The sequence below is a fragment of the Rheinheimera sp. EpRS3 genome (assembly GCF_001513785.1).
Lineage (GTDB): Bacteria > Pseudomonadota > Gammaproteobacteria > Enterobacterales > Alteromonadaceae > Alishewanella.
Genome location: NZ_LNQS01000009.1, coordinates 451,412 through 475,512 on the forward strand (window position 1 = coordinate 451,412; position 24,101 = coordinate 475,512).

At 50.4% G+C, this 24,101-nt stretch carries 21 protein-coding genes; 11 read left to right on the top strand and 10 right to left on the bottom strand.

The window, feature by feature from the left end; genetic code table 11:
- Window positions 1-147: 147 nt before the first annotated feature.
- Genes AR688_RS14515 through AR688_RS14540 form a run of 6 tightly spaced genes read right to left on the bottom strand, consistent with a single transcriptional unit; the run spans window position 148 to window position 6,975 of the window.
- Complete coding sequence (locus tag AR688_RS14515; RefSeq protein WP_068235347.1) at window positions 148-1,809, bottom strand: BatD family protein; 1,662 nt, start codon at window positions 1,807-1,809, stop codon at window positions 148-150.
- Window positions 1,803-3,620: a VWA domain-containing protein gene (locus tag AR688_RS14520; RefSeq protein WP_068235353.1), complete on the bottom strand. Its 1,818-nt coding sequence runs from the start codon at window positions 3,618-3,620 to the stop codon at window positions 1,803-1,805. The genes AR688_RS14515 and AR688_RS14520 overlap by 7 nt, the downstream gene beginning before the upstream one ends.
- On the bottom strand, window positions 3,610-4,602 hold the full coding sequence (locus AR688_RS14525) for a vWA domain-containing protein (protein ID WP_068235358.1): 993 nt from the start codon (window positions 4,600-4,602) through the stop codon (window positions 3,610-3,612). Before AR688_RS14525 ends, AR688_RS14520 begins: the two co-directional genes overlap by 11 nt.
- Window positions 4,595-5,083: a DUF4381 domain-containing protein gene (locus AR688_RS14530; RefSeq protein WP_068235359.1), complete on the bottom strand. Its 489-nt coding sequence runs from the start codon at window positions 5,081-5,083 to the stop codon at window positions 4,595-4,597. The genes AR688_RS14525 and AR688_RS14530 overlap by 8 nt, the downstream gene beginning before the upstream one ends.
- Complete coding sequence (locus AR688_RS14535) at window positions 5,076-6,020, bottom strand: DUF58 domain-containing protein (protein WP_068235362.1); 945 nt, start codon at window positions 6,018-6,020, stop codon at window positions 5,076-5,078. The genes AR688_RS14530 and AR688_RS14535 overlap by 8 nt, the downstream gene beginning before the upstream one ends.
- Window position 6,021: 1 nt before the next feature.
- Complete coding sequence (locus tag AR688_RS14540; RefSeq protein ID WP_068235364.1) at window positions 6,022-6,975, bottom strand: AAA family ATPase; 954 nt, start codon at window positions 6,973-6,975, stop codon at window positions 6,022-6,024.
- Window positions 6,976-7,174: 199 nt separating this feature from the next.
- On the opposite strand from AR688_RS14540, the gene fadI reads away from it, so the two are divergent.
- The 3 genes from fadI to AR688_RS20675 all read left to right on the top strand — a co-directional run bounded on the left by fadI (window position 7,175) and on the right by AR688_RS20675 (window position 10,814).
- Window positions 7,175-8,485, top strand: a complete 1,311-nt coding sequence (gene fadI, locus AR688_RS14545; RefSeq protein WP_068235366.1) for an acetyl-CoA C-acyltransferase FadI — start codon at window positions 7,175-7,177, stop codon at window positions 8,483-8,485.
- The gene (gene fadJ, locus AR688_RS14550; protein WP_068235368.1) at window positions 8,485-10,617 is read left to right on the top strand and encodes a fatty acid oxidation complex subunit alpha FadJ; all 2,133 of its coding nucleotides are present in this window, start codon (window positions 8,485-8,487) and stop codon (window positions 10,615-10,617) included. The genes fadI and fadJ overlap by 1 nt, the downstream gene beginning before the upstream one ends.
- Before the next feature lie 68 nt (window positions 10,618-10,685).
- On the top strand, window positions 10,686-10,814 hold the full coding sequence (locus AR688_RS20675; RefSeq protein WP_269433708.1) for a hypothetical protein: 129 nt from the start codon (window positions 10,686-10,688) through the stop codon (window positions 10,812-10,814).
- A 77-nt stretch (window positions 10,815-10,891) separates the two neighbouring features.
- On the opposite strand, the gene hdfR is transcribed toward AR688_RS20675, so the two are convergent.
- A complete protein-coding gene (hdfR, locus tag AR688_RS14560; RefSeq protein ID WP_068235377.1) occupies window positions 10,892-11,752 on the bottom strand; it encodes an HTH-type transcriptional regulator HdfR in 861 nt (286 codons plus the stop codon).
- Between the two features lie 129 nt (window positions 11,753-11,881).
- Here hdfR and maoP point away from each other — a divergent pair, with 129 nt between their 5' ends.
- Window positions 11,882-12,229, top strand: a complete 348-nt coding sequence (maoP, locus tag AR688_RS14565; protein ID WP_068235379.1) for a DUF413 domain-containing protein — start codon at window positions 11,882-11,884, stop codon at window positions 12,227-12,229.
- Window positions 12,230-12,280: 51 nt separating this feature from the next.
- Here maoP and AR688_RS14570 read toward each other — a convergent pair whose 3' ends face one another.
- Window positions 12,281-14,419, bottom strand: coding sequence for a putative bifunctional diguanylate cyclase/phosphodiesterase (locus AR688_RS14570; RefSeq protein ID WP_231732083.1), 2,139 nt, complete (start codon window positions 14,417-14,419; stop codon window positions 12,281-12,283).
- Window positions 14,420-14,564: 145 nt separating this feature from the next.
- The gene (locus AR688_RS14575) at window positions 14,565-17,360 is read right to left on the bottom strand and encodes an insulinase family protein (protein ID WP_068235386.1); all 2,796 of its coding nucleotides are present in this window, start codon (window positions 17,358-17,360) and stop codon (window positions 14,565-14,567) included.
- 202 nt (window positions 17,361-17,562) lie between these two features.
- Here AR688_RS14575 and sixA point away from each other — a divergent pair, with 202 nt between their 5' ends.
- Entirely contained in the window at window positions 17,563-18,051 is a 489-nt protein-coding gene (gene sixA, locus AR688_RS14580) for a phosphohistidine phosphatase SixA (RefSeq protein WP_068235387.1), read from the top strand.
- Between the two features lie 2 nt (window positions 18,052-18,053).
- Here the strand turns inward: sixA and smrB are convergent, their stop codons facing one another.
- Window positions 18,054-18,596, bottom strand: a complete 543-nt coding sequence (gene smrB, locus AR688_RS14585) for an endonuclease SmrB (RefSeq protein WP_068235388.1) — start codon at window positions 18,594-18,596, stop codon at window positions 18,054-18,056.
- Window positions 18,597-18,649: 53 nt separating this feature from the next.
- Between smrB and prmB the strand changes: the two genes are divergently transcribed.
- From prmB to AR688_RS14615, 6 genes are all read left to right on the top strand, one after another.
- A complete protein-coding gene (gene prmB / locus AR688_RS14590; RefSeq protein ID WP_068235391.1) occupies window positions 18,650-19,609 on the top strand; it encodes a 50S ribosomal protein L3 N(5)-glutamine methyltransferase in 960 nt (319 codons plus the stop codon).
- 9 nt (window positions 19,610-19,618) lie between these two features.
- Entirely contained in the window at window positions 19,619-20,722 is a 1,104-nt protein-coding gene (gene aroC / locus AR688_RS14595) for a chorismate synthase (protein ID WP_068235393.1), read from the top strand.
- Window positions 20,723-20,730: 8 nt separating this feature from the next.
- Window positions 20,731-21,900, top strand: a complete 1,170-nt coding sequence (locus AR688_RS14600) for an MFS transporter (RefSeq protein WP_068235394.1) — start codon at window positions 20,731-20,733, stop codon at window positions 21,898-21,900.
- Window positions 21,901-21,937: 37 nt separating this feature from the next.
- Window positions 21,938-23,068, top strand: a complete 1,131-nt coding sequence (locus tag AR688_RS14605; RefSeq protein ID WP_068235395.1) for an ATP-NAD kinase family protein — start codon at window positions 21,938-21,940, stop codon at window positions 23,066-23,068.
- A 1-nt stretch (window position 23,069) separates the two neighbouring features.
- On the top strand, window positions 23,070-23,360 hold the full coding sequence (locus tag AR688_RS14610; RefSeq protein WP_156420309.1) for a YfcL family protein: 291 nt from the start codon (window positions 23,070-23,072) through the stop codon (window positions 23,358-23,360).
- A gap of 86 nt (window positions 23,361-23,446) precedes the next feature.
- Window positions 23,447-24,064, top strand: coding sequence for an FKBP-type peptidyl-prolyl cis-trans isomerase (locus tag AR688_RS14615; protein WP_068235399.1), 618 nt, complete (start codon window positions 23,447-23,449; stop codon window positions 24,062-24,064).
- The last annotated feature ends 37 nt before the right edge of the window (window positions 24,065-24,101 follow it).

A 24,101-nucleotide genomic window follows, 5' to 3' on the forward strand; every position in this document is an offset into this window, starting at 1 on the left:
TGGTTAACCAAAATACAGTACAAAAAAATACCTGATACGGGATCAGGCTGAGTTAACGTATTTATGCTAACAAGTTGCGGGCATGCTTACCAGCGTTAAACGGTAAGCATGCCAGGAGGGCAGGTAAAGCGTGGCAAGCCAAAAACGCTATTGTGGATATAGCGGTTGCAAGCCCGCTGAAACACTGCTGTTTTTTCTGCCGGCATCATATTGCTGCCATGCCTGCCACAGCGGCTCACCTTGCCACGTGGCAGCATCATTGCCATATAAAGCAGCATTTAGTTTTATAAGCTGGTTTTTAAGTTCAGCCGAGTGAATATGAGCGCTCATCTCAGTTAACGACTGGCAGCGTTGATCCAGTTGTTGATGGGCAAAACGTAACAGCTCCGCTTTTGCTGCTGTTGCATCACCTTGTTTGCAGGCGCGTTTAAGTTCAGTGCTGTTAAAGCTTACCCGGTTTTGTGTTTGCGTGGCAGGCCTAATGGGGGCTTTTAACCGCCATAATACATAGCTGCCAAGCAGGGTTAACAGCCAGACAGCCAGCAATAAACTGCTTATATAGTTCCATTGCCATGGCGACGTTTCGCTGCTGCTGGTTGGTGTTGCTAAAGGCGGGGCAACATTCAGCGCAGGCGATATAGTTGTGGTTTGCTCTGCGGCGCCTGCGATGGGCGCAACACTCAGTGTGCGGGCAGGCAGGCGGGCATGTTCAAGTTTATTGGTCTGGCTGTTCCACCAGGCTAAAGACACTTCAGGCAGCTCCAGTTCACCTTCAACATTGGCAATTACGGCGGTGGTAAAAATTTTCTGCGCCACCAGGCGGCCATTGCGTTCGGCACTTTTAGCTTGTGGTTGCTCCTGATATAGCCGCAGGCCATCAGGAAAACCTTGTTTTAAATCAGGTAATTGGTTTTCTGCTACGTCTACCGCAGATAAGGTAATAATGCGTGTTACCGGCTCGCCTTGTTTTAACTCGGTAATGTCCGGGCTCCACTCTTCCGTTAAAGTTACCAGGCCGGCTACCAGCCAGTTTCCCGGGAAATCAGCCGGAATAGCATTCACCACTACGTCTACCGGTTCGGCCTGCTGCACTACCGTTTTAGTGCGGGCAAAATAGTTATAGCGGGCGCTGTCGCGGTCAATCATTTCACCGCTGAAGGTTGGCGGCGTAATGGTGAAATTGCCACTGCGCTGCGGTGTAATAGCGTAACGGCGGGTAATAGTGCGGTAACGAATGCCGTTAACCAGCTCAGTACCTTCGGCATCCTGACCAACCTGCATAATACTGGCGCCGTCCATTTGCGGCTCTGATAAAGAACCGCGCTGTAAGTCGCCATTAAAATAAATCTTTACCTGATAATAACTTAATTGCTGCACATATAATTGCTGCTGTTCCATACTACCTTGCAGGAATAGTTCGGTATTGCTGCTGTTGTTATTTTGTGCTGTTTCGTTAAGCACCTCTAAGCTGATAGGTTTTGTGCTGAGGCTCTGTAAGGTGAATGCTGGTATGGTGTAGCTGCCGGCTTTTTTTGGTAGCAGCACAATTCTCCAGATAGTACTCTGGCTCGACTGGCCGTTGATGATCTGAGTGCTGGTGCTGACCGACGGCACCATTACAGTAAAATCTGATTCCAGTACTCTGAAATTAATGGCATCGGCTGCAACTCTGGCATTAGCCGTAACTTCGAGTGTAACGGCTTCACCGCGCAAGGCCGGGTTTTTATCAACGCTGGCGCTGAGCTGTGTCAGTGCCTGTAACGGTAAACTCAGCAGCAGCACGGCTGCCAGCAGCACACCTTTTACCATTGTTCATCAACTCCCTTGGGCAAACGCTGTTGTTGGCGTTTTAAATATTCTAAATACATTTTGTTGCGTAGCAGCAGGGCAGGGTCGTCCTGTACTTTACGCAGCAGATTATCCAGTTGCTGTTGCTCTTCCGGTGTGGCATTAGGCCAGGCTTCATGCACCGCTTGCTGCTGTTGCTGCTCAGCTTCATCTTGTTGGTCATTTTCTTCTGCCGGCATTTGCTGTTGCTCAGCGGGTTCCTGCTGCTCTGGCTCAGCATTTTGTTGCTGTTGCTCGTTTTGTTGTTGCGATTCGCTGTCGGCGTCGGCTTCGTTATCCGCCTCACTGTCGGCATTGTCGTCACTTTGTGGTTCGCCATCAGCGTCTTGCTGTTGTTGTTTATCGCCGTCCTGCTGCTGGTTTTGTTGTTGTTCTTGCTGCTGTTTTTCCTGTTCCTGCTGTTGCAGCAATTGCTGCATTAAATCGGCGTTTTTTTTGGCTGGGGCAAAGTCTTTATTTTGCTGTAAAGCCTGCTGATAAGCTGCCAGCGCCTCTTCATAGCGTTGTTGCTGTGCCAGGCTGTTACCCAGATTATGCAAGGCATCTGTACCGGGGCTTTGCTCTGCCGCCTGGCGAAACGCCTGCTCTGCTGCCATATAGTCGCCACTGCGATAAGCGGCATTACCTTGCCATAAAGGATCGTTAAACTTTTGCTGTGCCGCGGCAAAATCACCACTGGCATAATCTTGTTTCGCCTGTTGTTGTTTGGTCTGCCATAAGTCGCGCCACTCCACGGCATCGGCCTGGTAAGGCAACAGCATTAATACACCCAGGCTAAGCAGGCTGCTGTATTTACGTTGCAGCAGTAGCAGCGGTAATAATAACCAGATCAGATAAATGGCATTGTCCTGCCATTGGTCACCCTGAATTTGCTTGCCTGAATCTGCCTGATCCAGTGCTGAAAGCGCTGGTAAGTTAACCAGATCATCCAGCGCACTAGCCGAGGCAGTAGCCTGCACGTAAACACCGCCGCTGCGCTTGGCCAGTGCGGCTAGCTGGGGTTGTGGCAGCTTGGGCACCACTACTGCACCAGTAGCACTTTTTAGCAGCTCACCGCTTTCCAGTTTAACCGGAGCACCGGCTTCAGTACCAAAACCTAACACCGATAGCCGGTGTGGCCAGTTATTCAGGAAATCCTGTATATCACGTAAGCTATTGTTGTCAAAACCATCTGTAAAAACCACCACATCGCCTCTGACATAACCGGCCTGACGCAGCAGTTTATCTGCCTGTTGCAGTGCAGCCAGTAAATTAGAGCCTTGTGCCGGCATAATTTCGGGTTTTAAATCGGGGATCAGTAAGCGGATATTATTATGATCCGGCGTTAGTGGCGAAATAACAAACGCATCGCCGGCAAAGCTAAGCAGAGCCAGTTCGCCTTCTTTTAACTGCTCAGTAAAATCCAGTGCGGCAAAGCGCTGCTGTGTCAGCCGATCGGGCGCCATATCAGTAGCGCGCATCGACAACGACATATCCAGTACCAGTACGGTAGCTTTTTTCAGCGCAAATGCCGGTTGCGGCAGTTTTTGCCAGCTGGGCCCTGCCAGTGCCAGTGTCGTGATAAGCCAGCACAGCATCAGCAGGGGTAATGCCAGTGGTTGTTTCTTTATCAGTAGCTGGCCGCCGAGTAACACCTGCTGTAAATGCGGCGCAATAAGGCTGTGCCAGGGGCTTTGCTCGCGGCGGTAGTAATACAGCAATACACCAAATAGCAGCACGGGCAGCGCAGCCAGTAACCATAAGGGGCGTAAAAAATGAAAATCAGCCAGCATGTTTAAATACTCCACGCCAGTATATGTTGCGTGCGGCCAGCACAAATGACAGCAACAGCGCTAGCGCCAGCGGCCAGTGCAGCAAACTGCGTTGTGGCCGGTAGGTTACGCTGTCGCGCTCAATGGGTTCAAGCTGATCTATCAGTTGGTAAATCTGGTTTAGCTCATTTAAATCGCGGGCCCGGAAGTAACGGCCGCCGGTTTCGCTGGCCAGCCGGGTTAATAAGGCTTCGTCTAAATCTTGTGATGGGTTAACCATGCGCCGGCCAAAGACGCTTTGTTGCATCATTTGCTCTGCACCGACTCCGACGGTATGAATTTTTACCCCGGCGGCTTTAGCCAGCTGCAGAGCTTCAAGCGGCTGAATATTACCGGCAGTATTGGCACCGTCGCTGAGTAAAATAAGTACTTTGTTTGAGCTTTCATAAGTATTTAGCCGCTTTACCGCTAAACCTATGGCTTCGCCAATGGCAGTGCGGGTACCTACCAGGCGTAACACGCTGTCATCCAGCATTTTTTGCACGGTGATTAAATCAAACGTCAGCGGTGTTTGCTGATAAGCGGCATCGGCAAATAAAATTAAACCAATCCTATCGCCCTGGCGGCGTTTAATAAAGTCGCTGACTACCAGTTTTACCGCATCGAGCCGGTTAATGCTCTGGCCCTGATGCTGCATATCAGCAATTTCCATTGAACCGGATAAATCCAGTGCCAGCATTAAATCGCGGCCTTGCTGCGGCAAAGACACCGGCTCACCCAGCCAACGCGGTTGGGTAGCGCATAATACCAGTAACAGCCAAATCAGCATCGCCAGTACAGAGCTTAAACTGAACCAGCTGCGATCAACCTGTTTATCAGATGACGCCAGTTTAGCCAGAGCAGGCAGTGTTAAAGCGGCTTCAGAGGCCGCACGGCGTTTTAGCCGCAGTAATATAGGCGCCAGCGCCAGTAAAGCCAGCCAGGGGTAACCAAAATCAAGCATTGGCAGCCTCCGTGCTGTTGGTTGCGGTGGGTTGTGCTTTACCGCGATAGTTGCTGAGCCAGACTTTGGCAAATTGGTAAAATTGCTCATTAGCACTGCTGTCGCTGCCTGCCTGATACAGCAGACGGGTCAGATCAGGTAAGGGCTTACTGTGCTGCTGTGCCAGCCAGCTTTGCCATTGTTGTGGGGGCAGCGTTAGTGCCGGGTGTGACGGCTGATAATGCTGTAGCACCCGTTTTAGCAGTTGATTAATTTGTGCCGCGGCATCGGGTTCAGTCGATATCTGCTCCAGTAGCTGTAAAGCCTGGCGTCTGGCGGCGAAATAACGCCAGCGTTTATACAGCCGCAGTAATAAATACGCCACAGCACAAAACACTAGTATCAGCAGTAACCACCATACAGGTGCCAGCGCAAAACCCGTTTGCAACGCGGGTTCACTGATATCGGCCAGCTGGTCTAACGGCGAATGTGTATCAGCCATACCACTTTCTCTCTAATTGGCTTAGTACCGGCTCGGCAGCGCTAACCGGCAACCATTTACAGCCAAGCTGGCTGATATGCTGCTGCAATAGCTGCCGGGCATTTTGCTGCTGGCTGGCATAGCGTTGTTTTAGTGTGCTACTGCCAAGTTCAATATAGCCGGTGTCAGTGCCGTCACTTACCGCGGCAATGCCATGGCTGTTTACCGGTAGCATTAAATCCAGCGGATCGCTGATAGGGCAGCAGGTTACTTCGTTGTGCTGGCGAATGGCGCGAATATGGCGCAGGCCATCGTCGTTAAAATCGTTAAAGTCAGACAACAGATAAACCAGACTGCCGGGACGCACCAAACGGCGTAACTGGCTGAGTGCTTCGTTTAAACTCAGGCCACGGTTACCGCTGCTGGTTTGATGCACTTCTGTTAACGCATGAAAATAGCGCAGCACACCATGGCTGCGGCTTTGCGGTTTAAGTTCAAAGTGTTGCTGCTGGCTAAATACCAGGCCGCCGAGTTTGTCGCCACGTTGTTTAACGTGCCAGGCAATCAGCGCGGCTAAGTGGGCAGCCTGTACCGACTTAAACAGTAAACTGGAGCCAAAGCGCATGCTGTTGCCAAGATCGGTCAGAATAAATACCGGCCGCTCTTTTTCTTCGCGAAACAGCTTAGTATGTACTTTGCCGGTGCGGGCAGTAACACGCCAGTCAATGGTGCGCACATCATCACCGCTCTGGTAATGCCGTACTTCATCAAACTCCATGCCACGGCCTTTGCTTTTGGCCAGATAAGTGCCTGCCAGTTTGCTTTGGATCGCCATACCGGGGGTTAAATTAAGCACTTTGGTATAACGCTGATACCAAAGCAGCTCTGTCAGGCCAGGCGCCGTGCCATTAGTGCCGTTTTGTGCCAGCCATTGCTGGGCAGACAACTGAACGCTCATATCAGGCAGACGGCACCAGACGCAGAATTTCGCTCAGTACATCATCAGTAGTGATGCCTTCAGCTTCTGCGGCATAGGTCAGAATTAAACGGTGGCGCAGGGCGTTATGAAATACTGCCTGAATATCATCCGGCGTAACAAAGTCACGGCCCGCCAGCCAGGCTTTGGCCCGGGCACAGCGCTCTACGGCAATAGTGGCACGCGGGCTGGCGCCATAGCCAATCCAACTGGCCAGTTTATCGCTGTATGCTTTGGCGTTACGGGTGGCCATAATCAGTTGCACAATATAATGTTCCAGGCTGTCGGCCATATGCAGTTGCAAAATGGCTTTACGTGCAGCAAAGATATCGGCCTGGCTGATGGGAGACACCGCAGCTTGCTCACCAGACAGCGCTTCGCCGCGGGTTAATTGCAGTATCGCCAGTTCAGTAGCCGCATCCGGGTAATCGACTTTTAAATGCAGTAAAAAGCGGTCTAGCTGGGCTTCAGGCAGGGGGTAGGTGCCTTCCTGCTCCAGTGGGTTTTGTGTCGCCATAACCAGAAACAGCTCTGGCAGCGGGTAAGTTTTGCGGCCAACGGTAACCTGCTTTTCCGCCATGGCTTCAAGCAATGCAGACTGGACTTTGGCCGGGGCGCGGTTTATTTCGTCAGCCAGAATAATATGATGAAACAGCGGGCCGCTTTGAAATTCAAACTGGCCGGTCTCCGGACGGTAAATGTCGGTGCCGGTTAAATCGGCCGGTAATAAATCCGGCGTAAACTGAATGCGGTGAAACTGGCCTTCAACACCATGCGCCAGTGCATTTACGGCGCGGGTTTTGGCCAGACCCGGCGGGCCTTCTACCAGTAAATGACCATTTGCCAGCAATGCCAGCAAAATACCTTCAGTAAGTTCAGATTGACCCAGTACCTGGCTGTCCAGATAGGCTTTTAAACCGGAAAACGCATTCACCATAATGTTATCTGTCTTAATTAATTGGATTTATTGGTTGTTTTATCGCCATTGGCCGAAAAAACGGGCTAGGCTAAGACGTTATAACCTAAATATGGTTCCGTTTGCATTAAAACAAGTGTTTTAATTTTCAACGACTGTCGTTACAATCGATCGTAACAATACAGGTCAGACCTGTAATATTGATAACAAGAGGAACACTATGAGCTCGCCAATTAAACTTACCACCCGCCAGGGCGACCGGATCGCCATTGTTAGTGGCCTGCGTACACCTTTTGCCAAACAGGCTACTGAATTTCATGGTGTTTCGGCACTGGATTTGGGCAAACTGGTGGTAAACGAGCTGCTGATCAGAAGCGAGCTGGATGTAAAATTAATTGAGCAGGTGGTGTATGGTCAGGTAGTACAAATGCCCGAAGCGCCGAATATTGCCCGCGAAATTGTACTGGGTACCGGCATGAATGTGCATACCGATGCGTTTAGTGTTACCCGGGCCTGTGCTACCAGTTTCCAGTCTGTGGTCAGTGTGGCTGAATCGATGATGGCCGGTATTACCCAAATTGGTTTGGCGGGCGGGGCAGATTCCAGCTCAGTACTGCCGATTGGGGTTAGCAAAAAGCTGGCCCGGGCGCTGGTAGATTTAAATAAAGCGCGTACTTTCGGCCAGAAACTGGCTATTTTCCGCCGTTTGGGTTTAAAAGATTTATTACCGGTGCCGCCGGCGGTGGCCGAGTACAGCACCGGTTTATCGATGGGCGATACCGCCGAGCAAATGGCAAAAACTCACAATATCAGCCGGGCCGATCAGGACGCGCTGGCGCACCGCTCGCACAGTTTAGCTACCCAGGCCTGGCAAAGCGGCGTGATGAAAGATGAAGTAATGACTGCACATGTTGAGCCGTATTCGCGCTTTTTAGATATCGATAACAATATCCGCCAGGATTCTAAGCTGGAATCCTACAGTAAATTAAAACCGGTATTTGACCGGGTGCATGGCACCGTGACCGCAGCAACCAGCACGCCGCTGACCGACGGTGCTTCTGTGGTATTAATGATGACAGAAAGCCGCGCCAAAGCGCTGGGCTATACGCCGCTGGGCTATATCCGCAGTTATGCTTTTGCTGCGATAGATGTGTATGACGATATGCTGATGGGGCCATCTTATGCCACACCGATTGCACTGGACCGCGCCGGCATGTCTTTAAATGACTTAACCCTGATTGAAATGCATGAAGCTTTTGCGGCGCAAACGCTGGCTAATGTGAAAATGTTTGCCAGCAAAAAATTTGCTGAAGAAAAGCTGGGGCGTTCAACTGCTATCGGTGACATTGATATGACCAAATTTAATGTTCAGGGCGGCTCACTGGCGTATGGCCACCCGTTTGCGGCAACAGGTACCCGCTTAATCGTGCAAACTCTGAATGAATTAAAACGTCGTGGTGGCGGTATTGGCTTAACCACTGCCTGTGCAGCAGGTGGCTTGGGCGCGGCGATGATAGTGGAGACAGAATAATGACAACAACAACGAGTTTTAGCCTGCAAATTCGCGATGATCAGATTGGCGTTATCACGATGGATATCGCCGGTGAGTCGATGAACGTATTAAAAGCCGCTTTTGCTGATGAGATCAGCAGCCTGTTGGCCGACATTAAAGCCAACAGCCAGTTAAAAGGCCTGGTGTTTATCAGCGGCAAGCCTGACTCCTTTATTGCCGGAGCGGATATTTCAATGCTCGACGGCTGTAAAACTGCCGAAGAAGCGCAAGCTATTGGCCGTATGGGCCAGCAAATGTTTGATCAGCTTGAGCAATTATCTATCCCGTTAGTGGCGGCTATTCACGGTCCTTGCCTGGGTGGTGGTTTAGAACTGGCAATGGCGTGCCATGCCAGAGTTGCCAGCAATGACAGTAAAACCGTGCTGGGCCTGCCTGAAGTGCAGCTGGGGTTATTACCCGGCAGTGGTGGTACTCAGCGTCTGCCACGCTTAGTTGGCCTGCAAAAAGCACTGGATATGATATTAACCGGCAAGCAACTGCGTGCGGCACAGGCAAAAAAAGCCGGGCTGGTGGACGAAGTGGTGGCAAACAGTATTCTGTTAGAAGCCGCAGTGAAGCGCGCGCTTAAAGGTAAGCCACAGCGCGAGCAGCCAAAATTAAACCTGGTTGGCAAAGTACTGGAGCGTACCCCTTTTGGCCGCAATATCTTATTTAGCCAGGCACGCAAGCAAACACTGCAGAAAACCCAGGGTAATTACCCGGCACCGCTGAAAATCCTTGATGTGATAAAAACCGGTGTTGATAGTGGTATGCAGGCGGGGTTAGCCGCTGAGGCCAAAGCTTTTGGTGAGCTTTGCATGACCAAAGAATCTGCCGCACTGCGTAGCTTGTTTTTTGCTACCACTCAGATGAAAAAAGAAAGCGGCGCCGGTGACACTAAGCCCAATAAAGTGCGTAAAGCCGCGGTACTGGGCGGTGGCTTAATGGGCGGGGGTATTGCCAATGTTACTGCCACCAAAGCCGGTATACCGGTGCGTATTAAAGACATTAACGAGCAGGGGATCAGCAATGCGCTGAAATACAGTTACTCGTTGCTGGAGAAAAAATTCAAACGTCGTTTTATCAGCAAAGCTGAAATGCAAAAGCAACTGCTGTTGATCACCGGTACTACAGACTACAGCGGTTTTCACGATGCTGATATCGTGGTAGAAGCAGTATTTGAAGATTTAGCCTTAAAACAGCAAATGGTGGCCGATATTGAACAGCATTGCGCTGACAGCACCATTTTTGCCAGCAATACCAGCTCATTGCCAATAGGTCAGATTGCGGCCAAAGCGGCCCGGCCAGAAAATGTGATCGGCCTGCACTATTTTTCACCGGTAGATAAAATGCCGCTGGTAGAGGTAATAGCACACGAGGCTACATCGGCCCAAACCATCGCCACTACAGTGGCGTTTGCCCGCAAACAAGGCAAAACACCAATAGTGGTAAAAGATGGCGCAGGTTTTTACGTCAACCGTATTCTGGCGCTGTATATGAACGAAGCGGCTAATATCCTGCTTGAAGGTGAGCCGGTAGAAAAAATAGATAAAGCCTTAGTGAAATTTGGTTTTCCGGTTGGTCCGGTAACCCTGCTGGACGAAGTGGGTATTGACGTTGGCGCCAAAATTTCGCCTATTTTAACCACTGAGCTGGGCGAGCGTTTTGCCGCACCTGCCGCCTTTGACAAGCTGCTGGCCGATGGCCGCAAAGGTAAGAAAACTGAAAAAGGCTTTTACCTGTACGGCAAAAATGGCAAAAAAGGTAAAAAGCTGGTGGATGAAAGCGTGTATAGCGTACTGGGTGTTACGCCAGCCCCGAGGCTTAACAGCGATGAAATCAGCAACCGCTGCGTAGTACAAATGCTGAACGAGGCTGTGCGTTGCCTGGATGAGGGCATTATCGCCAGCGCACGGGACGGTGATATCGGCGCCATTTTCGGTATTGGCTTTCCGCCGTTTTTGGGTGGGCCATTCCGTTATATCGATCAATTAGGTGCAGCGGATCTGGTGGCACAACTGCGTAATCTGGAAAGCCGGTTTGGCAGCCGCTTTGCGCCAGCGCCGTTATTGGTAACGATGGCCGAGCAGCAACAGCGTTTTTATAACTAAAGCTTAACAGCAGCAATAGCAACAGGCCGGTATAATAACCGGCCTGTTGCTATTTTGAGGGGGTGTAAGTGTTAGTGTTACCGGTCGTATGGTTGCTAAGCGCCATTGGTATTTATATTGCAGCGCTTCGCAGCGGCATGAAGGCGTTTAAATGGGCGCTGGCGGCTTTATTTACCGGCCCGCTGCTGTTTGTTTAACAGCCATAAGCGCCTGCAGCTTAATAAAGCGCACGGTCGCAATACCGTGTTATTCAGGCCCTGAATATCTCCTGTTGTTATTTAGCGGTGCTGTGTAGCATGGTGCGCAATTGCGTAATAATATCGCTGATCTGGCTGCGTTGTGCGGCTTTGGGCAAGGATACAGCAAACAGTTCCCGCGTCATTACCGGTGCATCTTTAATCAGGCGTAAGCTGGCATCAGCCAGCAGGTTTTTTACCATGGTATCGGGCAAATAGGCCGAACCGCCGCTTTGCTGCATCAGCTCCAGTGCAATACGGGCACTGCCGGTACGTAACTGCGGTGGCGGTAAATCAGGGAAGAAACGCGCATGCTGGATATCAAAAGCAGTACCCCAATCAACCAGAATATATTGCTGCTGCATGGCCTCTGCGGCGTTGTTGCTGGCAAAAGTGGTAACGGGTAATAGCTTTATATCCCCCAATTTATCTATTTGCATTTCGTCTATTTTGGGCGCATCAAACAAAATAGCCAGATCGAGATGGCGCTCCAGCACTTGCCGGGCAATCTGATCTTTGCCCATCGATTCGGCCCGCCAGGATAAACCCGGCAGCGCTCTTTGGATGTTGATAAAGCCTTGCAATAAAAACGCATCCCACACATTAGCGGTAGCCGCGATAGACAGTTGCAAGGCCTGCTCAGCGCTTACCGCAACGTCTTGCCGGGCTCGTTGCAATGCTGTCAGCATGGCCTCAGCATGCGGTAATAAGCGCTCTCCGGCGGCGGTAAGCTGAATATTATTACGGTAGCGGCTAAACAGGTTAACGCCAAGTTGCTGTTCCAACTGACGGATGCGGAAGCTAACGGCAGACTGGGTCAGGTAGAGATTTTCGGCGGCTTTACCAAAATGCCTTGTACGCTGAACTTCTATAAAGGTTTTAAGCAGTTCGGTATCCAAATCGAATCCTTTAGTTTTTTTATGGTGTCGATAAAAAATATTTGTTTTACGACGGGAATTTTGTTAACCATACTCCGCACAGTTTAAACAGGCTGGCTTGATATTCAACGAGATTAGAGGAAAAAAGTGATGCAGCAAAGTTTTGTCGCTAACCGTCGCTTTTTCGATGACCGTAATTTCCCAAGAGGATTTACGCGGTCCGGGCGCTTTACTCTGGCAGAAGGTAACATGCTGGAGAAACATGGGGTGGCAATGCAGGAGCTGGAGCAGGGTAACCGCGCACCAGTGAATGATGAGGAAAAACGCTTTATATTGGTGTGTAAAGGTGAAGAGCCTGCCACCACAGCGTTTGAAAAAACCTGGCTGAAATACAAACAGCGCCTGGCAGAAAAGCGTAAGTTTCATACTGTGTTCGGTAAAAAGCGTATTGCCGATGGCAGTGACGACTTTTCTTATGTCGAGACCGACTCAGACTAACTTAAAGCCCCGTTATCGGGGCTTTTTTGTAGCTGCGGTTTGAGCATGAGCTTAGCTAAGCGCGGGTACAGCAACCGGTTTGTTGTGCTGTATTTTGTGCTGGCGTAAAAAGTCAGCAAAGTCATCTGCAGACAGCGGTTTACTGTAGTAGTAGCCCTGGATCACTTCGCAGCGCAGTTTGCGCAGCATCTCAAGCTGTTCTGCTTGTTCCACGCCCTCAGCTACTACCGTCAGGCTCAGGTTATGCGCAATGGTCACTATAGTATCTACCATATTACGGCCGCGTGCGGTGTTCATGTCGTCTACAAAAGCTTTGTCTATTTTCAGCGTGTTTAGCGGAAACTGTTTTAAATACGCCAGTGACGAATAGCCGGTGCCAAAGTCATCCATTGCCAGATGAATACCACGGGCGCGTAGCTTTTTCATGGTGTCAATCGCCTGCGGCGGCGACTGCATTACCGTGCCTTCGGTAATTTCCAGTTCCAGATGATAAGAGGGCAGTTCGGTTTCCTGCAAAATATCGTCTATCTGTTCACACAAAAATGGCAGGCTGAACTGGCGTGAGGATAAGTTAACTGCAACCCGGCCCTGAAATAAATCCTGATCGATCCAGCGTTTTACATCCTTACAGGCCTGGCGCAAAACTACTTCACCAATTTCTATGATCTGGCCGGTTTCTTCTGCTACCGGAATAAAACTGGCCGGGCTGATTAAGCCGCCCTTGGGGGTAATAAAACGCACCAGCGCTTCCATACCGGTTAGCCGGCCGGTGACAATATCCATTTTCGGCTGATAATAAACAGTGAAGTAATTTTCTTTCAGGCCATGGCGGATAAGGTTTTCTACCTGTAGCCGTTTTACTGCCAGTTTGTTCATCGAGTCATTAAAAAACAGATAGCGGTTGGCACCCTGGCTTTTCGCGTGGTACATGGCGGTATCGGCATTACGCAGCAGTGCCTGCGGATCGCTACCATCATCCGGGAACAATACTATGCCAATGCTACTGGTAATGGCCAGTTCATGCTGATTAACCAATATCGGTTGGTTTATCAGCGCCAGCAGCTCTTTTGCCAGTGAAGTGATAAAGTGCAGGTCGTTAGTGTGATCAAGCAGCAAGGCAAACTCATCGCCCCCCAATCGATACAAACAGTTCTGATAGCGTTGATAATTACTTAAGCGATCAGCCAGTTTACACAGCAGGTTGTCACCAAGTTCATGGCCGAGGGAGTCGTTAATTTTTTTAAAGTTATCTAAATCGAATACCAGCAGTGCATGCTCGGTTTTTTCAGTTACCAGTTGCGCCAGCTTTTGTAAAAATACCGCCCGGTTTGGCAGGCCGGTCAGGGTGTCACTACTGGCCAGCCGGCTTAGTTCGGCCTCTCGCAGTTTTCGCTCGGTAATGTCAGAAAATACCGCAACATACTGGCTGACTAAACCCAGGTCATCTTTAATTAAATCGAAAGTCAGCTCGGCCTGATACACTTCAGCGTTAAGGCGCTGCTCACGAATTTCACCACTCCAGCTGCCGTGCAGGTGCAGTGTGTGGCGGATATCATGCATAAACCGGCTGGGGTACATCGTTAGTTCAAAACGGCGGTTAAGCATTAATTCGCGGGATTTGCCGGTAATTTTACTAAAAGCCGGGTTTACCTCAATAATGTTAAAATCGGTATCGCAAATTACCACCGCATCGGAAATAGTTTGCAGGCAGCGGGCAAACAGTTGCAGTTGCTCTTCTGTTTGTTTTAACTGGTGAATGTTTTTTAGTGTGCCCGTCATGCGGCTGGGTTTACCGTTTTTGGCAAACTCTACGGCTTTGCCGCGGTCCAGTACCCAGGTCCAGTGCTGATCTGCAGTTTTAAGCCGGTAGGTGGCTTCAAAGTGGCTGGTTTTACCTTCCAGATGCAGCTGTAACTGCTGGCAAACGCGGTCAATATCCTGTGGATGAATTTGTTGCTTATTCGGCGGCACATCGCTGGTGTTAGGTTGTAGCTCTACCGGATGCAGCCAGGAGCTGGAGCGATACAGCTCGCCACTGCTGATATTCCAGTCCCATAGTTCATCGCCGCTGCCCCAAAGTGACAACCGCAGCCGCTCTTCACTGCTTTCAAGTTTTGCCTGATAACGGCGCATTTTTAAAATGCTGACATGCGCCAGAATTAAGGCGCCAAAAGAGCACAGTAAAACCATGCTGAGCACATAGGGTTGCAAGCTAGTCCAGCCCGCTGCATGCAGGTTAAAGGGCAAAAAGCTAAGGAGCAATGCGCTGATATTTATAATTTTTTTTAGTTTTACTAACACTTATGATGGCTAGTCAGCAATATGAACGCTTACGTTATATAACTTTACCGGCACTGTCAAAAGCAATTTGTTTTTGCGCCAGTCGTTGTTTCAGATCGGCGGCAGTACTGAACTGCAAATGGCTGTGTGTCGGCTTACCATCCGTCGCCAGAAAAATGGCATCATAATCGGGCAGTAACAGCTGCTGTAAAAACGCAATAAAGTCGCTAAGGCTCAACGCACTTAATGCGCTGGCAATCTGATCGTTTAACGCAAAACTATGGTCTTGCTGGCCCAGCGCCAGCCAGTAACGTTTTGCTCTTGCTCCCAGGCTATTGTCCCGCTCATGTAGTTGGGCCAGTAAGCCTTGTTTTATTTCGGCAAAATCCTCTGTTGACATTGTTTCAGTGTCGGCCAGAAAAGCGCGGAAAAACATGATAGTCGCTTCGTACAATTGTTCGCAGTGGGTGTTAGGAGACTGCACATAAAAAGCAATACCGGGTAGGGTGTTAATAGGCACATAACCGGTACCTACCAGATAACCCAATTGTTGCTCTGTACGTAGCTGATGAAAATACTCAGGTGATAACACATGATTTGCCAGCATAAACAGCGCCATGTGTTCAGGTGCAGCTTGTTGTGCCGGTAAATAAATCACCAGAGCATGGTCATTATGCTCGACATCCAGTTGCAGCCACACCGGGCCCTGGCCTTGTAAAGCAAACGCCGGGTTGTTTAGCCGCAAGCCTGTGCTGGGCAATTGCATTTGCCAGCTGTGCAGCACATCGGTCAGTTGAGTCGCCTGGCTGGCCGACCAGTTACCCAGCAATAAACTTTCAATATGCACCTGCTGCAGCAGATCGCGGTCAAATTGCAAAAAGTCGCTGAAGCTCAGTGCATCTAATGCATCTGCCAGTTGTTCAATTTCAGGGTTTAGTGGCTGTAAAATAGCCGATAACTGGCTGAATAAGCGCGAAACTGGTTTGTTTTTGCTGCTGTTGCGCCAGTGCCGGCCCAACTGGCGTTTTAGCTCGGCAAAGCGGATTTCGTCAAATTGCTGCGCCGGCATTTGTTTTAACAACTCTTGTAACAGCAGAATTTGGTTGGTGGCCAGGCCACTGGTGTGAATGCTGATCCCCTGGCGTTGCACATGCAGATGATATACCAGACCTATGGTGGTGGCAGCGTAAAACTGCTGGTTAATATTATCCAAGAACAGCTCAACCCAAAGCCGGGTAGCGGCCATTTGCATACAGTTATTAGTACTGTGCGGCAGGCTAAGCTGAACAAAAATGTGGCCTTTAGGGGTGTGAAAATCAGTATCGGCTTTATACCAGACGCTAAGTGCCTGCTGCTGGTATATCGCTTTGGGCAGTGCCATATGCGCACTTTGTTCAAGCAGGCTGATATCGCCGGTTAAATAAGGGTTGGCCGTGGGCAGGTTAATGGCGCTGTCAGGCTGGCAGTTATCCAACTGACGCAGTAGTTCTGCGCTTAGCGGCTCTACACTGTAGGGTGTTTGATACCAGCGCGCCTCATGAGTGGTGGTAACACCCGGTGCAATAAACATTAGCCGCATATTGTTACTGCTAAAATAGCCTAACACCTGCTGGTATAACGCTGTATCTGGCAGTTCCATACGGTAATCACCGAAGATGACATCTTCCATCGGGTAGTGCTGCATACTGACTGATAAATGATTGGCCGTTTGCTGCGCTGTTGAAGGCTCCTGATACAAATAACTCCAATGCAGCAGTTTTTGCCGCTCGGCAAATAAGCCGGTAGGTAAAGGCTGGCGTTTTAGCTCTGCCAGTGCACTGAACAGCGCCTGCAAAATAGTGTCACGGCCGTTAAGGCCTGCATCGGTCAGCTCAAAGGCGATGGTAAAGTCTTTATAGTTACTGCCATCTATGCCACCGCCTGCACTTAGCTGGTTTACCAGGCCCAGCTGCTTAAGGTAACTGAGTAATGAACCCTGGCCTTCATCGCCCAGTAAATGGGCAATAAAGCTGATGATTTTATGTTTATACCAGTGCTGAATATCTGGCATGGCAAAACTAACCACTAATTTTTGTGTGTCACGGTGCGGCTGAATATTAAGCTGTATTGCCTGATGCTCGGGTAAATACAGTGGCACTGTCAGGGCGGTTTTTGCCGGTAAATGGGATGGTAGTGCATTGAAATACTGCAACACTAACTGTTTTTGCTCTGCTAAGGTTAGCGATGAGACCAGGGCCATTGTCATACGGCTGGCACTGTATTGTGCGGTAAAAAAATCAAGTAGTGCCTGTTGCAGGCTGCCCTCGGCAGTGTCGGCCAGGGTACTCAGGTTACCGACAGAAAATTTAGCAAACGGATGCGCCGGATTAATGGTTTCTTTATGCACCTGATAAATCCGCCGGCCATCGTCTTTTAATTTTAGCGAAAACTCGGCCTCAATAGCGTGGCGTTCTTTTTCGACATATTCCTGGCTAAACAACGGCTGGCTAAACATATCGGCGAAACGGTCCAGCCCTTCGGCAAAAAATGCGGTATCAATATCAAAGAAAAAACTGCTGTGCTCGGTGCCGGTCCAGGCGTTATGGCTGCCCCCGTGATGGCTGATAAACTGCTGGTAGTCACCTGCTACAGGGTAGCGTACAGAGCCAAGAAACAACATATGCTCTAAAAAGTGCGCCAAACCTTCGCGCGGCAGTGGATCATCAAAGTGGCCAACATTTACCGTAAGCGCGGCGGCACTTTTTTCACTGTCAGCCTGATGTACCAGTAATACTGTTAAGCCATTGCTTAGTTGCAGGTATTCATAGCTGCTACTGTCGTTAGGGCTTTGCAATATCTGACTATTTTTCAAAAGTTATCCTTTTTTATGCGGTACTGGTGTGGCTCTGAACGGCTTTATCATAGCGATAAGTAATAAACAGCTTAGATGTTATGCGTTATTAGCAGTTACTCTGGACGACAACTTTCATTATCATAGCGCACAATTTTTACCCGGCGTATTGTTATCTTCCCGGGATTTAACAGGACTCAAACAGCAGTATGGTACTTAAGCAATGGTAAATCTCGTTATCATGCGTCATGGTGAAGCAGAGCCGCTATCATCGGAAGATAGCCAGCGACAGCTAAATGCCAGAGGTCAGCATGAGGTTAGCCAGATGGCGTTATGGTTACAGCACCACTATGCCGCCTTTGACTGGGTTTGGGCAAGCCCCTATCAACGAACCCGTCAAACTGCAGAGCTAATGTTAGCCAAGCAGGCGCCGTTTAGCCAACTTGAGATTGTGTCGCAACTGGTACCAGACGGTGATGCCGCGTTATTTAAAGCCTATTTTGACGCCCGCATCAGTGAAAAGCCCGATGCGCGTGTGTTGCTGGTATCGCATATGCCATTAGTCAGTTTTTTGGTGGAAGCTTTTACTGTGCCGGATCAGGCGCCAATATTCAGCCCGGCGCAGCTGGCTTGTATTGATTATCAGCCAGGGCAGGCTGGGCGTTTGTTAGAGCGGTTAGCTCCACAGGAGCTGGCGCTGCTGAGTTTCTGATTTTAGCTGGCTATTTTCAGTAACAGTATCAGCGCGCCATGCTTGCCCCAGCTTTTCGGCGCGGTATGAAAGGCACGTACATTAGGGTGTTGTATCAGCCAGTTAGGCACTTTTTTCGCTAAAATACCCAAACCTTTACCATGTACTACGCAGGCACAGTTAAATTGCTGTTTTTCACAGTACGCCAAAAGGCCGGCCAGTTCCGTTTTTGCCTGTTGGGTGGTCATGCCGTGTAGGTCTAGCACCACCTGGGGCTGAAATTCACCGCGGCGCAAACGTCCGGCTAAATGCGGATCATCACCGTTTTGTATCCAGCTCAGGCAGGCACCGTCGGCAACATAACCTTCAAACTCATCTGAAAACCAGAATAAATTTTCATCAAGCTGTTTGCTTAAGACGTCTGTACGTCTTTTTTTCTTGCGAGGGGCGGCAACTGGCGGTATCTTGTCCTGCGCAATAGGCTGTGCGCCTGTTATCGACTCGCGAAACAGCTGGCTGTCCTCGGCACTAATGCCGGTTGATGTTACAATGGCTTTCTTTTGCATCGCGCAAGTCTACTCAAACTGACCGGTTATTACAAAAAGAGCTTAAATCCATCATGTCCGATACTGGCGAAATCCTGTTTACCCCTGAGCTGATTAGCGACGCCCTCGCTGAACTTATTACCGTGCACGACTGGTTGCGTTTTGCCGTCAGCAAATTAAACCAGGCGCAGGTTTATCTGGGCCACGGCACCGATAACCCCTGGGATGAAGCTGCAGCACTGCTAACGCATGTGTTGTTTTTGCCGCCAATGACAGATGAAAAGCTGTTTTCGGTGCGCCTTACCCGCGTAGAACGCCAGAGCTTTATCAGCCTGTTAAAACAGCGCATTGAACAGCGCCTGCCAGCGGCTTATTTAACGCATCAGGCTTATTTTGCCGGTCTACCGTTTTATGTGGATGAACGTGTGCTGGTGCCGCGCTCGCCAATTGCTGAATTAATCAGTGCTAAGTTTATCCGTCAGTTGGGCGGTAAAACACCAAACCATATTCTGGATTTATGCACCGGCTCGGGCTGTATTGCTATTGCCTGTGCTTATGCTTTTGCTGAGGCTGAAGTGGATGCGGTGGATATCAGTGAAGATGCGTTAGAAGTGGCACAGCTAAACATTGAAAGCCATGACCTGGAACACAGAGTATTCCCGATATTATCGGATGGCTACAGCGCTTTGGCCGGCGCGCAGTATGATTTAATCGTGACCAACCCGCCGTATGTCGATGCTGACGATATGGCCGATTTACCGGACGAATACCGCCACGAGCCTGAGCTGGGCTTAGCCTCTGGTGAAGATGGCCTGGCACTGACACGGCGTATTTTGCGTGAAGCTGCCGCTCATTTAACCGACGGCGGTGTGCTGGTATGTGAAGTAGGCAACAGCATGGTGCAGTTGCAGCAGGATTTCCCCGAAGTGGCATTTGACTGGCTGGAATTTGAGCACGGTGGTTTAGGGGTATTTGCCATTACCAAAGCCGAACTTGAACGCTGCCAGCATTTATTTAAAGACTCATTACGTTAAGGAACAGCTATGGCCGGTAACAGCATAGGGCAATTGTTTAAAGTCACGACTTTTGGTGAAAGCCATGGCCCGGCCATTGGCGGCATAGTGGATGGTTGCCCGCCGGGTATGGCGTTAACGGCCGACGATTTGCAACTGGATTTAGACCGGCGTAAACCCGGCACGTCGCGTTACACCACGGCACGACGGGAAGAAGATGCGGTAAAAATTCTGTCCGGCGTGTTTGAAAATACCACCACCGGTGCCAGCATTGGCTTGCTGATTGAAAACACCGATCAGCGCTCGCAGGATTACTCTGAGATTAAAGAGCAATTTCGCCCGGGGCATGCCGACTACACCTACTGGCATAAATTTGGTATCCGCGATTACCGTGGTGGTGGCCGCTCATCAGCACGTGAAACTGCCGTGCGCGTGGCTGCAGGTGCCATTGCAAAAAAATACTTGTTTGAGCAGTGTGGTATTGAGATCCGCGGCTATTTAGCCCAGTTAGGCCCGGTAAAAGCCGATCTGGTAAGCTGGGATGAAGTACACAACAACCCGTTTTTTTGCCCGGATCCATCCAAGCTTGAAGCGCTGGATGAGTATATGCGCCAGCTGAAAAAAGACGGCGACTCTGTCGGTGCCCGGGTAAATGTAGTGGCAACCAATATGCCGGTAGGTTGGGGTGAACCGGTGTTTGACCGCCTCGATGCCGATATTGCCCACGCCATGATGAGCATTAACGCGGTAAAAGCGGTAGAAATTGGCGACGGTTTTGCCGTGGTAGAACAGCGCGGTTCAACTCATCGCGACGAATTAACGCCGCAGGGCTTCAGCGCTAACCATGCCGGTGGCACCCTGGGCGGTATTTCTTCCGGCCAGGACTTGCTGGTCAGTATGGCGCTGAAACCGACCTCCAGTATCAGTATTCCCGGCAAAAGCATTAATACCCGCGGTGAAGTGATAGATATTGTCACCAAAGGCCGGCACGACCCTTGTGTTGGTATTCGCGCAGTGCCCATTGCTGAAGCCATGCTGGCGATAGTGCTGATGGACCACTACCTGCGCCACCGCGCGCAAAATATGCATGTGCAGGTAACCACGCCTGATATTGCCCGCAACAGCAGAGATTAAACCGCCGTATGTTTAGCATTTCCGCCCGGCCAGCCTTAGTGCTGGCCTATTTTACTTATTTTGGCGTGCTGGGTATTTTTGTGCCGTATTTCGGCCTGTTTCTCGATGGCCGCGGCTTAAGCTCGGCTGATATCGGCCTGCTGCTGGCCATTGTAACCGCCAGCCGTATTGTTGGCCCTACAGTATGGGCATTGATAGCCGAGCGCAGCGGTAAGCCGTTAACCGTAATGCGCCTTGGCGCCTTGTTAGCGGCTATTGGTTGGCTTAGCAGCTTTGCTGATTATGGTTTCTGGCCTTTGCTGTTGGGTTTTGCGCTGTTCAGTTTTTTCTGGACCGCCATTTTACCGCAGCTGGAAGTGGCCACTTTTGCTTTTGTTAATGACGATACCCGCGCTTACAGCCGTATTCGTACCGCAGGCAGTGTGGGTTACATTGTGCTGGTTATGCTGGGGGGCTGGCTGTTTGAGCGCTACGGCAGTGAGTTTTTGCCGTTATCGGCATTGTTGTTTTTAGTCTTGCTGCTCACCAGCTTATTTTTACTGCCGAAGGTTAGTGTGAACGCTGAGCTGAGCAGCGAGCCGGTACGTTTTAGCAAACTGATCAAAAACAGCGTGTTGCTGCGTTTTATGCTGGCAGCTTTATTACTGCAAATGAGCTTTGCCCCTTTTTATGGTTTTTTCACACTATACAGCCGCGATCTGGGTTACAGCGGTACGCAAACCGGCTTGTTTATTGGCCTGGCGGTGGCGGCCGAAATAGCGGCGTTTTACTTTGCCGGCAACTTAATGCGTAACCGCAGTTACCGGGTGCTGTTAAGCGTGTGTTATGGCTTAACGGTGCTGCGCTGGAGTTTGCTGGCAACGGTGGCCGATAACGTCTGGCTGCTGTGTTTTAGCATGCTGCTGCATGCTGGCAGCTTTGCCATCGCCCACAGCTGTGCCATGCAGTTTATCCAGCAGTTTTTCCCGAAAAAACTGCGCAGCCGCGGCCAGGCGTTGTATGCCGGTGTTATTTTCGGTGGCGGTGGTGCAATTGGCGCTTATTTCTCTGGCTTAATCTGGCAAAACGGCAAGGGGGCCAGTTTAGCCTTTATGATTGCCGCCTTGCTGGCACTGGCGGCAACAATGCTGGCATTAACCTTGCCGGGTAGCAAAGCTGGCGCCAAGGCTTTACAATAGCCGCCATTTTTTAGGTACGCTAAAGGATATTTGCAGCATGGCAAATCTGTTTCGGCTTGGGCTTATTGTTAATCCGCTGGCCGGTTTAGGTGGCAGCGTGGCTTTAAAAGGCTCCGACGGCCAAGCCGAACAAGCTCTGGCACTGGGTGCGACACCACAGGCGATGAACCGTACCACTACTGCGCTAACTGAGCTGTTACCGCAGCGTGATAAGTTTGCTGTGTATACCGTAGCCGGTGATATGGGCCAGAGCGTGTGTGACGCGCTGGGGCTGAATTATCAGCTGGTATATCAGCCACAAACGTTGCCATCAACAGCTGCAGACACTGAGCACGCCGCCAGGCTGCTGGCCGAAAAGGGCGTAGACATTTTGCTGTTTGCCGGTGGCGATGGCACTGCGCGCAATATCTGTGCAGCGGTGGGTGAGCAAACTACAGTGCTGGGTATTCCGGCCGGGGTAAAAATTCATTCCGGCGTTTATGCTATTTCACCCCAGGCCGCCGGTAAGCTGGTGGCTAAATTAATTGCCGGTGAGCTGGTGTCACTTAGCGAAGCAGCTGTAATGGATATTGACGAGCAGGCATTTCGCGATGGCGTAGTAAAAGCCCGCCGTTTTGGTGAGATGCGCATACCTGCGCAATTGCGTTATGTGCAAAGCGTGAAAATGGGCGGGCGCGAGTCTGAAGAGCTGGTGCTGGCCGATTTAGCCGCTTATGTTACCTCGCAAATGGAAGACAACGTACGCTACGTGATGGGCTCAGGCTCTACCGTAGCGGCAGTGATGAGTGAGCTTGGGCTGGATAACACGCTGCTGGGCGTGGATGTGGTAGAAAATGGTGAGCTGATTGCTAAAGATGTTAGCGCAGCACAGCTGCTTGAGCTGGTGCAGGGCTATCCGAGTAAATTAGTGATCACGTTAATTGGTGGCCAGGGCCACGTGTTTGGCCGCGGTAACCAGCAGTTGTCGCCAGATGTTATCCGCGCCATTGGCCGCGACAATATTGTGCTGATTGCCGGTAAAGCCAAACTGCAGCAGCTTGAGGGCAGGCCGTTACTGGCCGATACCGGCGATGCCAGGCTGGATCAGCAACTTACCGGTTTAATTAATATCGTTACCGGCTATAACGATTACGTAATGTACCGCTTAGGGTACGAGGATGAAAAGTAATATGACAGCAGTATCAGTACCAGAGCAGTTTATCGACGCTGCCGCCGATTTGTTTGATGCCTTAGTGCCGGTTGCTACCGATGACGAGCTATTTGCTGCCGGTTACCTGCGTGGCCATTTCGATTTAGCCGTCGGTACCTTGCAGGTGGCTGCTGAACCTTTTACCGCCGCCGATGTTATAACTCAGGTCAGCAGCACGTTGACGCAGGCGATAGCTAATGGTGAGCTAACCGAGCAAGACCAACAGCATGTTAATGCTATCTGGTTGCGGGTACAGCAACTGGCTGACTGAGGCGGCAAGACATTCATGCGTTTTTGCGATAGCATAGGCGCACTTTTTAACCCGAAGCATTGGCTTCGTTAGCATAAGTGGAACTCATGTCAGATAAATACACAACGCTTGAACAGCACGCCAGCTATGGTATTGGTTTACAAATGGGCCAGCAACTGGCCGACAACCCGTTTGACGGCTTAGATATTGACGCCGTTGCCGCCGGTGTGATCGCCGCCTATACCGAGCAGGACGCTGAGGTAAGCGACGAGCAAATTCGTGCCGCCTTTGGTGTGATCAGCGAGCGTATGCAAGCAGAACAAGCTGAGAAAGCTGAATTACTAGCCGGTGCCGGTGAAGCCTTCCTGGCAGAAAACGCCAAGCGCGCTGAAGTAACCGTAACCGCTTCAGGCCTGCAGTATGAAGTACTGGTAGCGGCTGAAGGTGAAAAACCCACCCGCAATTCAACGGTACGCACGCATTACCACGGTACCTTAATTGACGGTACTGTGTTTGACTCTTCTTACCAGCGCGGTGAACCAGCAGAATTCCCGGTATCAGGCGTTATCGCTGGCTGGACAGAAGCACTGCAGCTGATGTCGCCAGGTTCAAAATTACGTTTATATATCCCGCACGATCTGGCCTACGGCGAGCGCGGTGCCGGCAATGCCATTGCCCCGTTCAGTGCACTGGTATTTGATGTAGAGCTGTTAGCTATTCTGTAATAGCGTTGCAGTAGCGCTGTAATAGTTAGTCAAGCTA

What these genes read in the sequence shown, in the direction of transcription:
- AR688_RS14515 (WP_068235347.1), bottom strand. Translation starts at nt 1,809, where the DNA reads ATGGTAAAAGGTGTGCTGCTGGCAGCCGTGCTGCTGCTGAGTTTACCG.
- AR688_RS14520 (WP_068235353.1), bottom strand. Translation starts at nt 3,620, where the DNA reads ATGCTGGCTGATTTTCATTTTTTACGCCCCTTATGGTTACTGGCTGCG.
- AR688_RS14525 (WP_068235358.1), bottom strand. Translation starts at nt 4,602, where the DNA reads ATGCTTGATTTTGGTTACCCCTGGCTGGCTTTACTGGCGCTGGCGCCT.
- AR688_RS14530 (WP_068235359.1), bottom strand. Translation starts at nt 5,083, where the DNA reads ATGGCTGATACACATTCGCCGTTAGACCAGCTGGCCGATATCAGTGAA.
- AR688_RS14535 (WP_068235362.1), bottom strand. Translation starts at nt 6,020, where the DNA reads ATGAGCGTTCAGTTGTCTGCCCAGCAATGGCTGGCACAAAACGGCACT.
- AR688_RS14540 (WP_068235364.1), bottom strand. Translation starts at nt 6,975, where the DNA reads ATGGTGAATGCGTTTTCCGGTTTAAAAGCCTATCTGGACAGCCAGGTA.
- fadI (WP_068235366.1), top strand. Translation starts at nt 7,175, where the DNA reads ATGAGCTCGCCAATTAAACTTACCACCCGCCAGGGCGACCGGATCGCC.
- fadJ (WP_068235368.1), top strand. Translation starts at nt 8,485, where the DNA reads ATGACAACAACAACGAGTTTTAGCCTGCAAATTCGCGATGATCAGATT.
- maoP (WP_068235379.1), top strand. Translation starts at nt 11,882, where the DNA reads ATGCAGCAAAGTTTTGTCGCTAACCGTCGCTTTTTCGATGACCGTAAT.
- AR688_RS14570 (WP_231732083.1), bottom strand. Translation starts at nt 14,419, where the DNA reads ATGGTTTTACTGTGCTCTTTTGGCGCCTTAATTCTGGCGCATGTCAGC.
- sixA (WP_068235387.1), top strand. Translation starts at nt 17,563, where the DNA reads ATGGTAAATCTCGTTATCATGCGTCATGGTGAAGCAGAGCCGCTATCA.
- smrB (WP_068235388.1), bottom strand. Translation starts at nt 18,596, where the DNA reads ATGCAAAAGAAAGCCATTGTAACATCAACCGGCATTAGTGCCGAGGAC.
- prmB (WP_068235391.1), top strand. Translation starts at nt 18,650, where the DNA reads ATGTCCGATACTGGCGAAATCCTGTTTACCCCTGAGCTGATTAGCGAC.
- aroC (WP_068235393.1), top strand. Translation starts at nt 19,619, where the DNA reads ATGGCCGGTAACAGCATAGGGCAATTGTTTAAAGTCACGACTTTTGGT.
- AR688_RS14600 (WP_068235394.1), top strand. Translation starts at nt 20,731, where the DNA reads ATGTTTAGCATTTCCGCCCGGCCAGCCTTAGTGCTGGCCTATTTTACT.
- AR688_RS14605 (WP_068235395.1), top strand. Translation starts at nt 21,938, where the DNA reads ATGGCAAATCTGTTTCGGCTTGGGCTTATTGTTAATCCGCTGGCCGGT.
- AR688_RS14610 (WP_156420309.1), top strand. Translation starts at nt 23,070, where the DNA reads ATGACAGCAGTATCAGTACCAGAGCAGTTTATCGACGCTGCCGCCGAT.
- AR688_RS14615 (WP_068235399.1), top strand. Translation starts at nt 23,447, where the DNA reads ATGTCAGATAAATACACAACGCTTGAACAGCACGCCAGCTATGGTATT.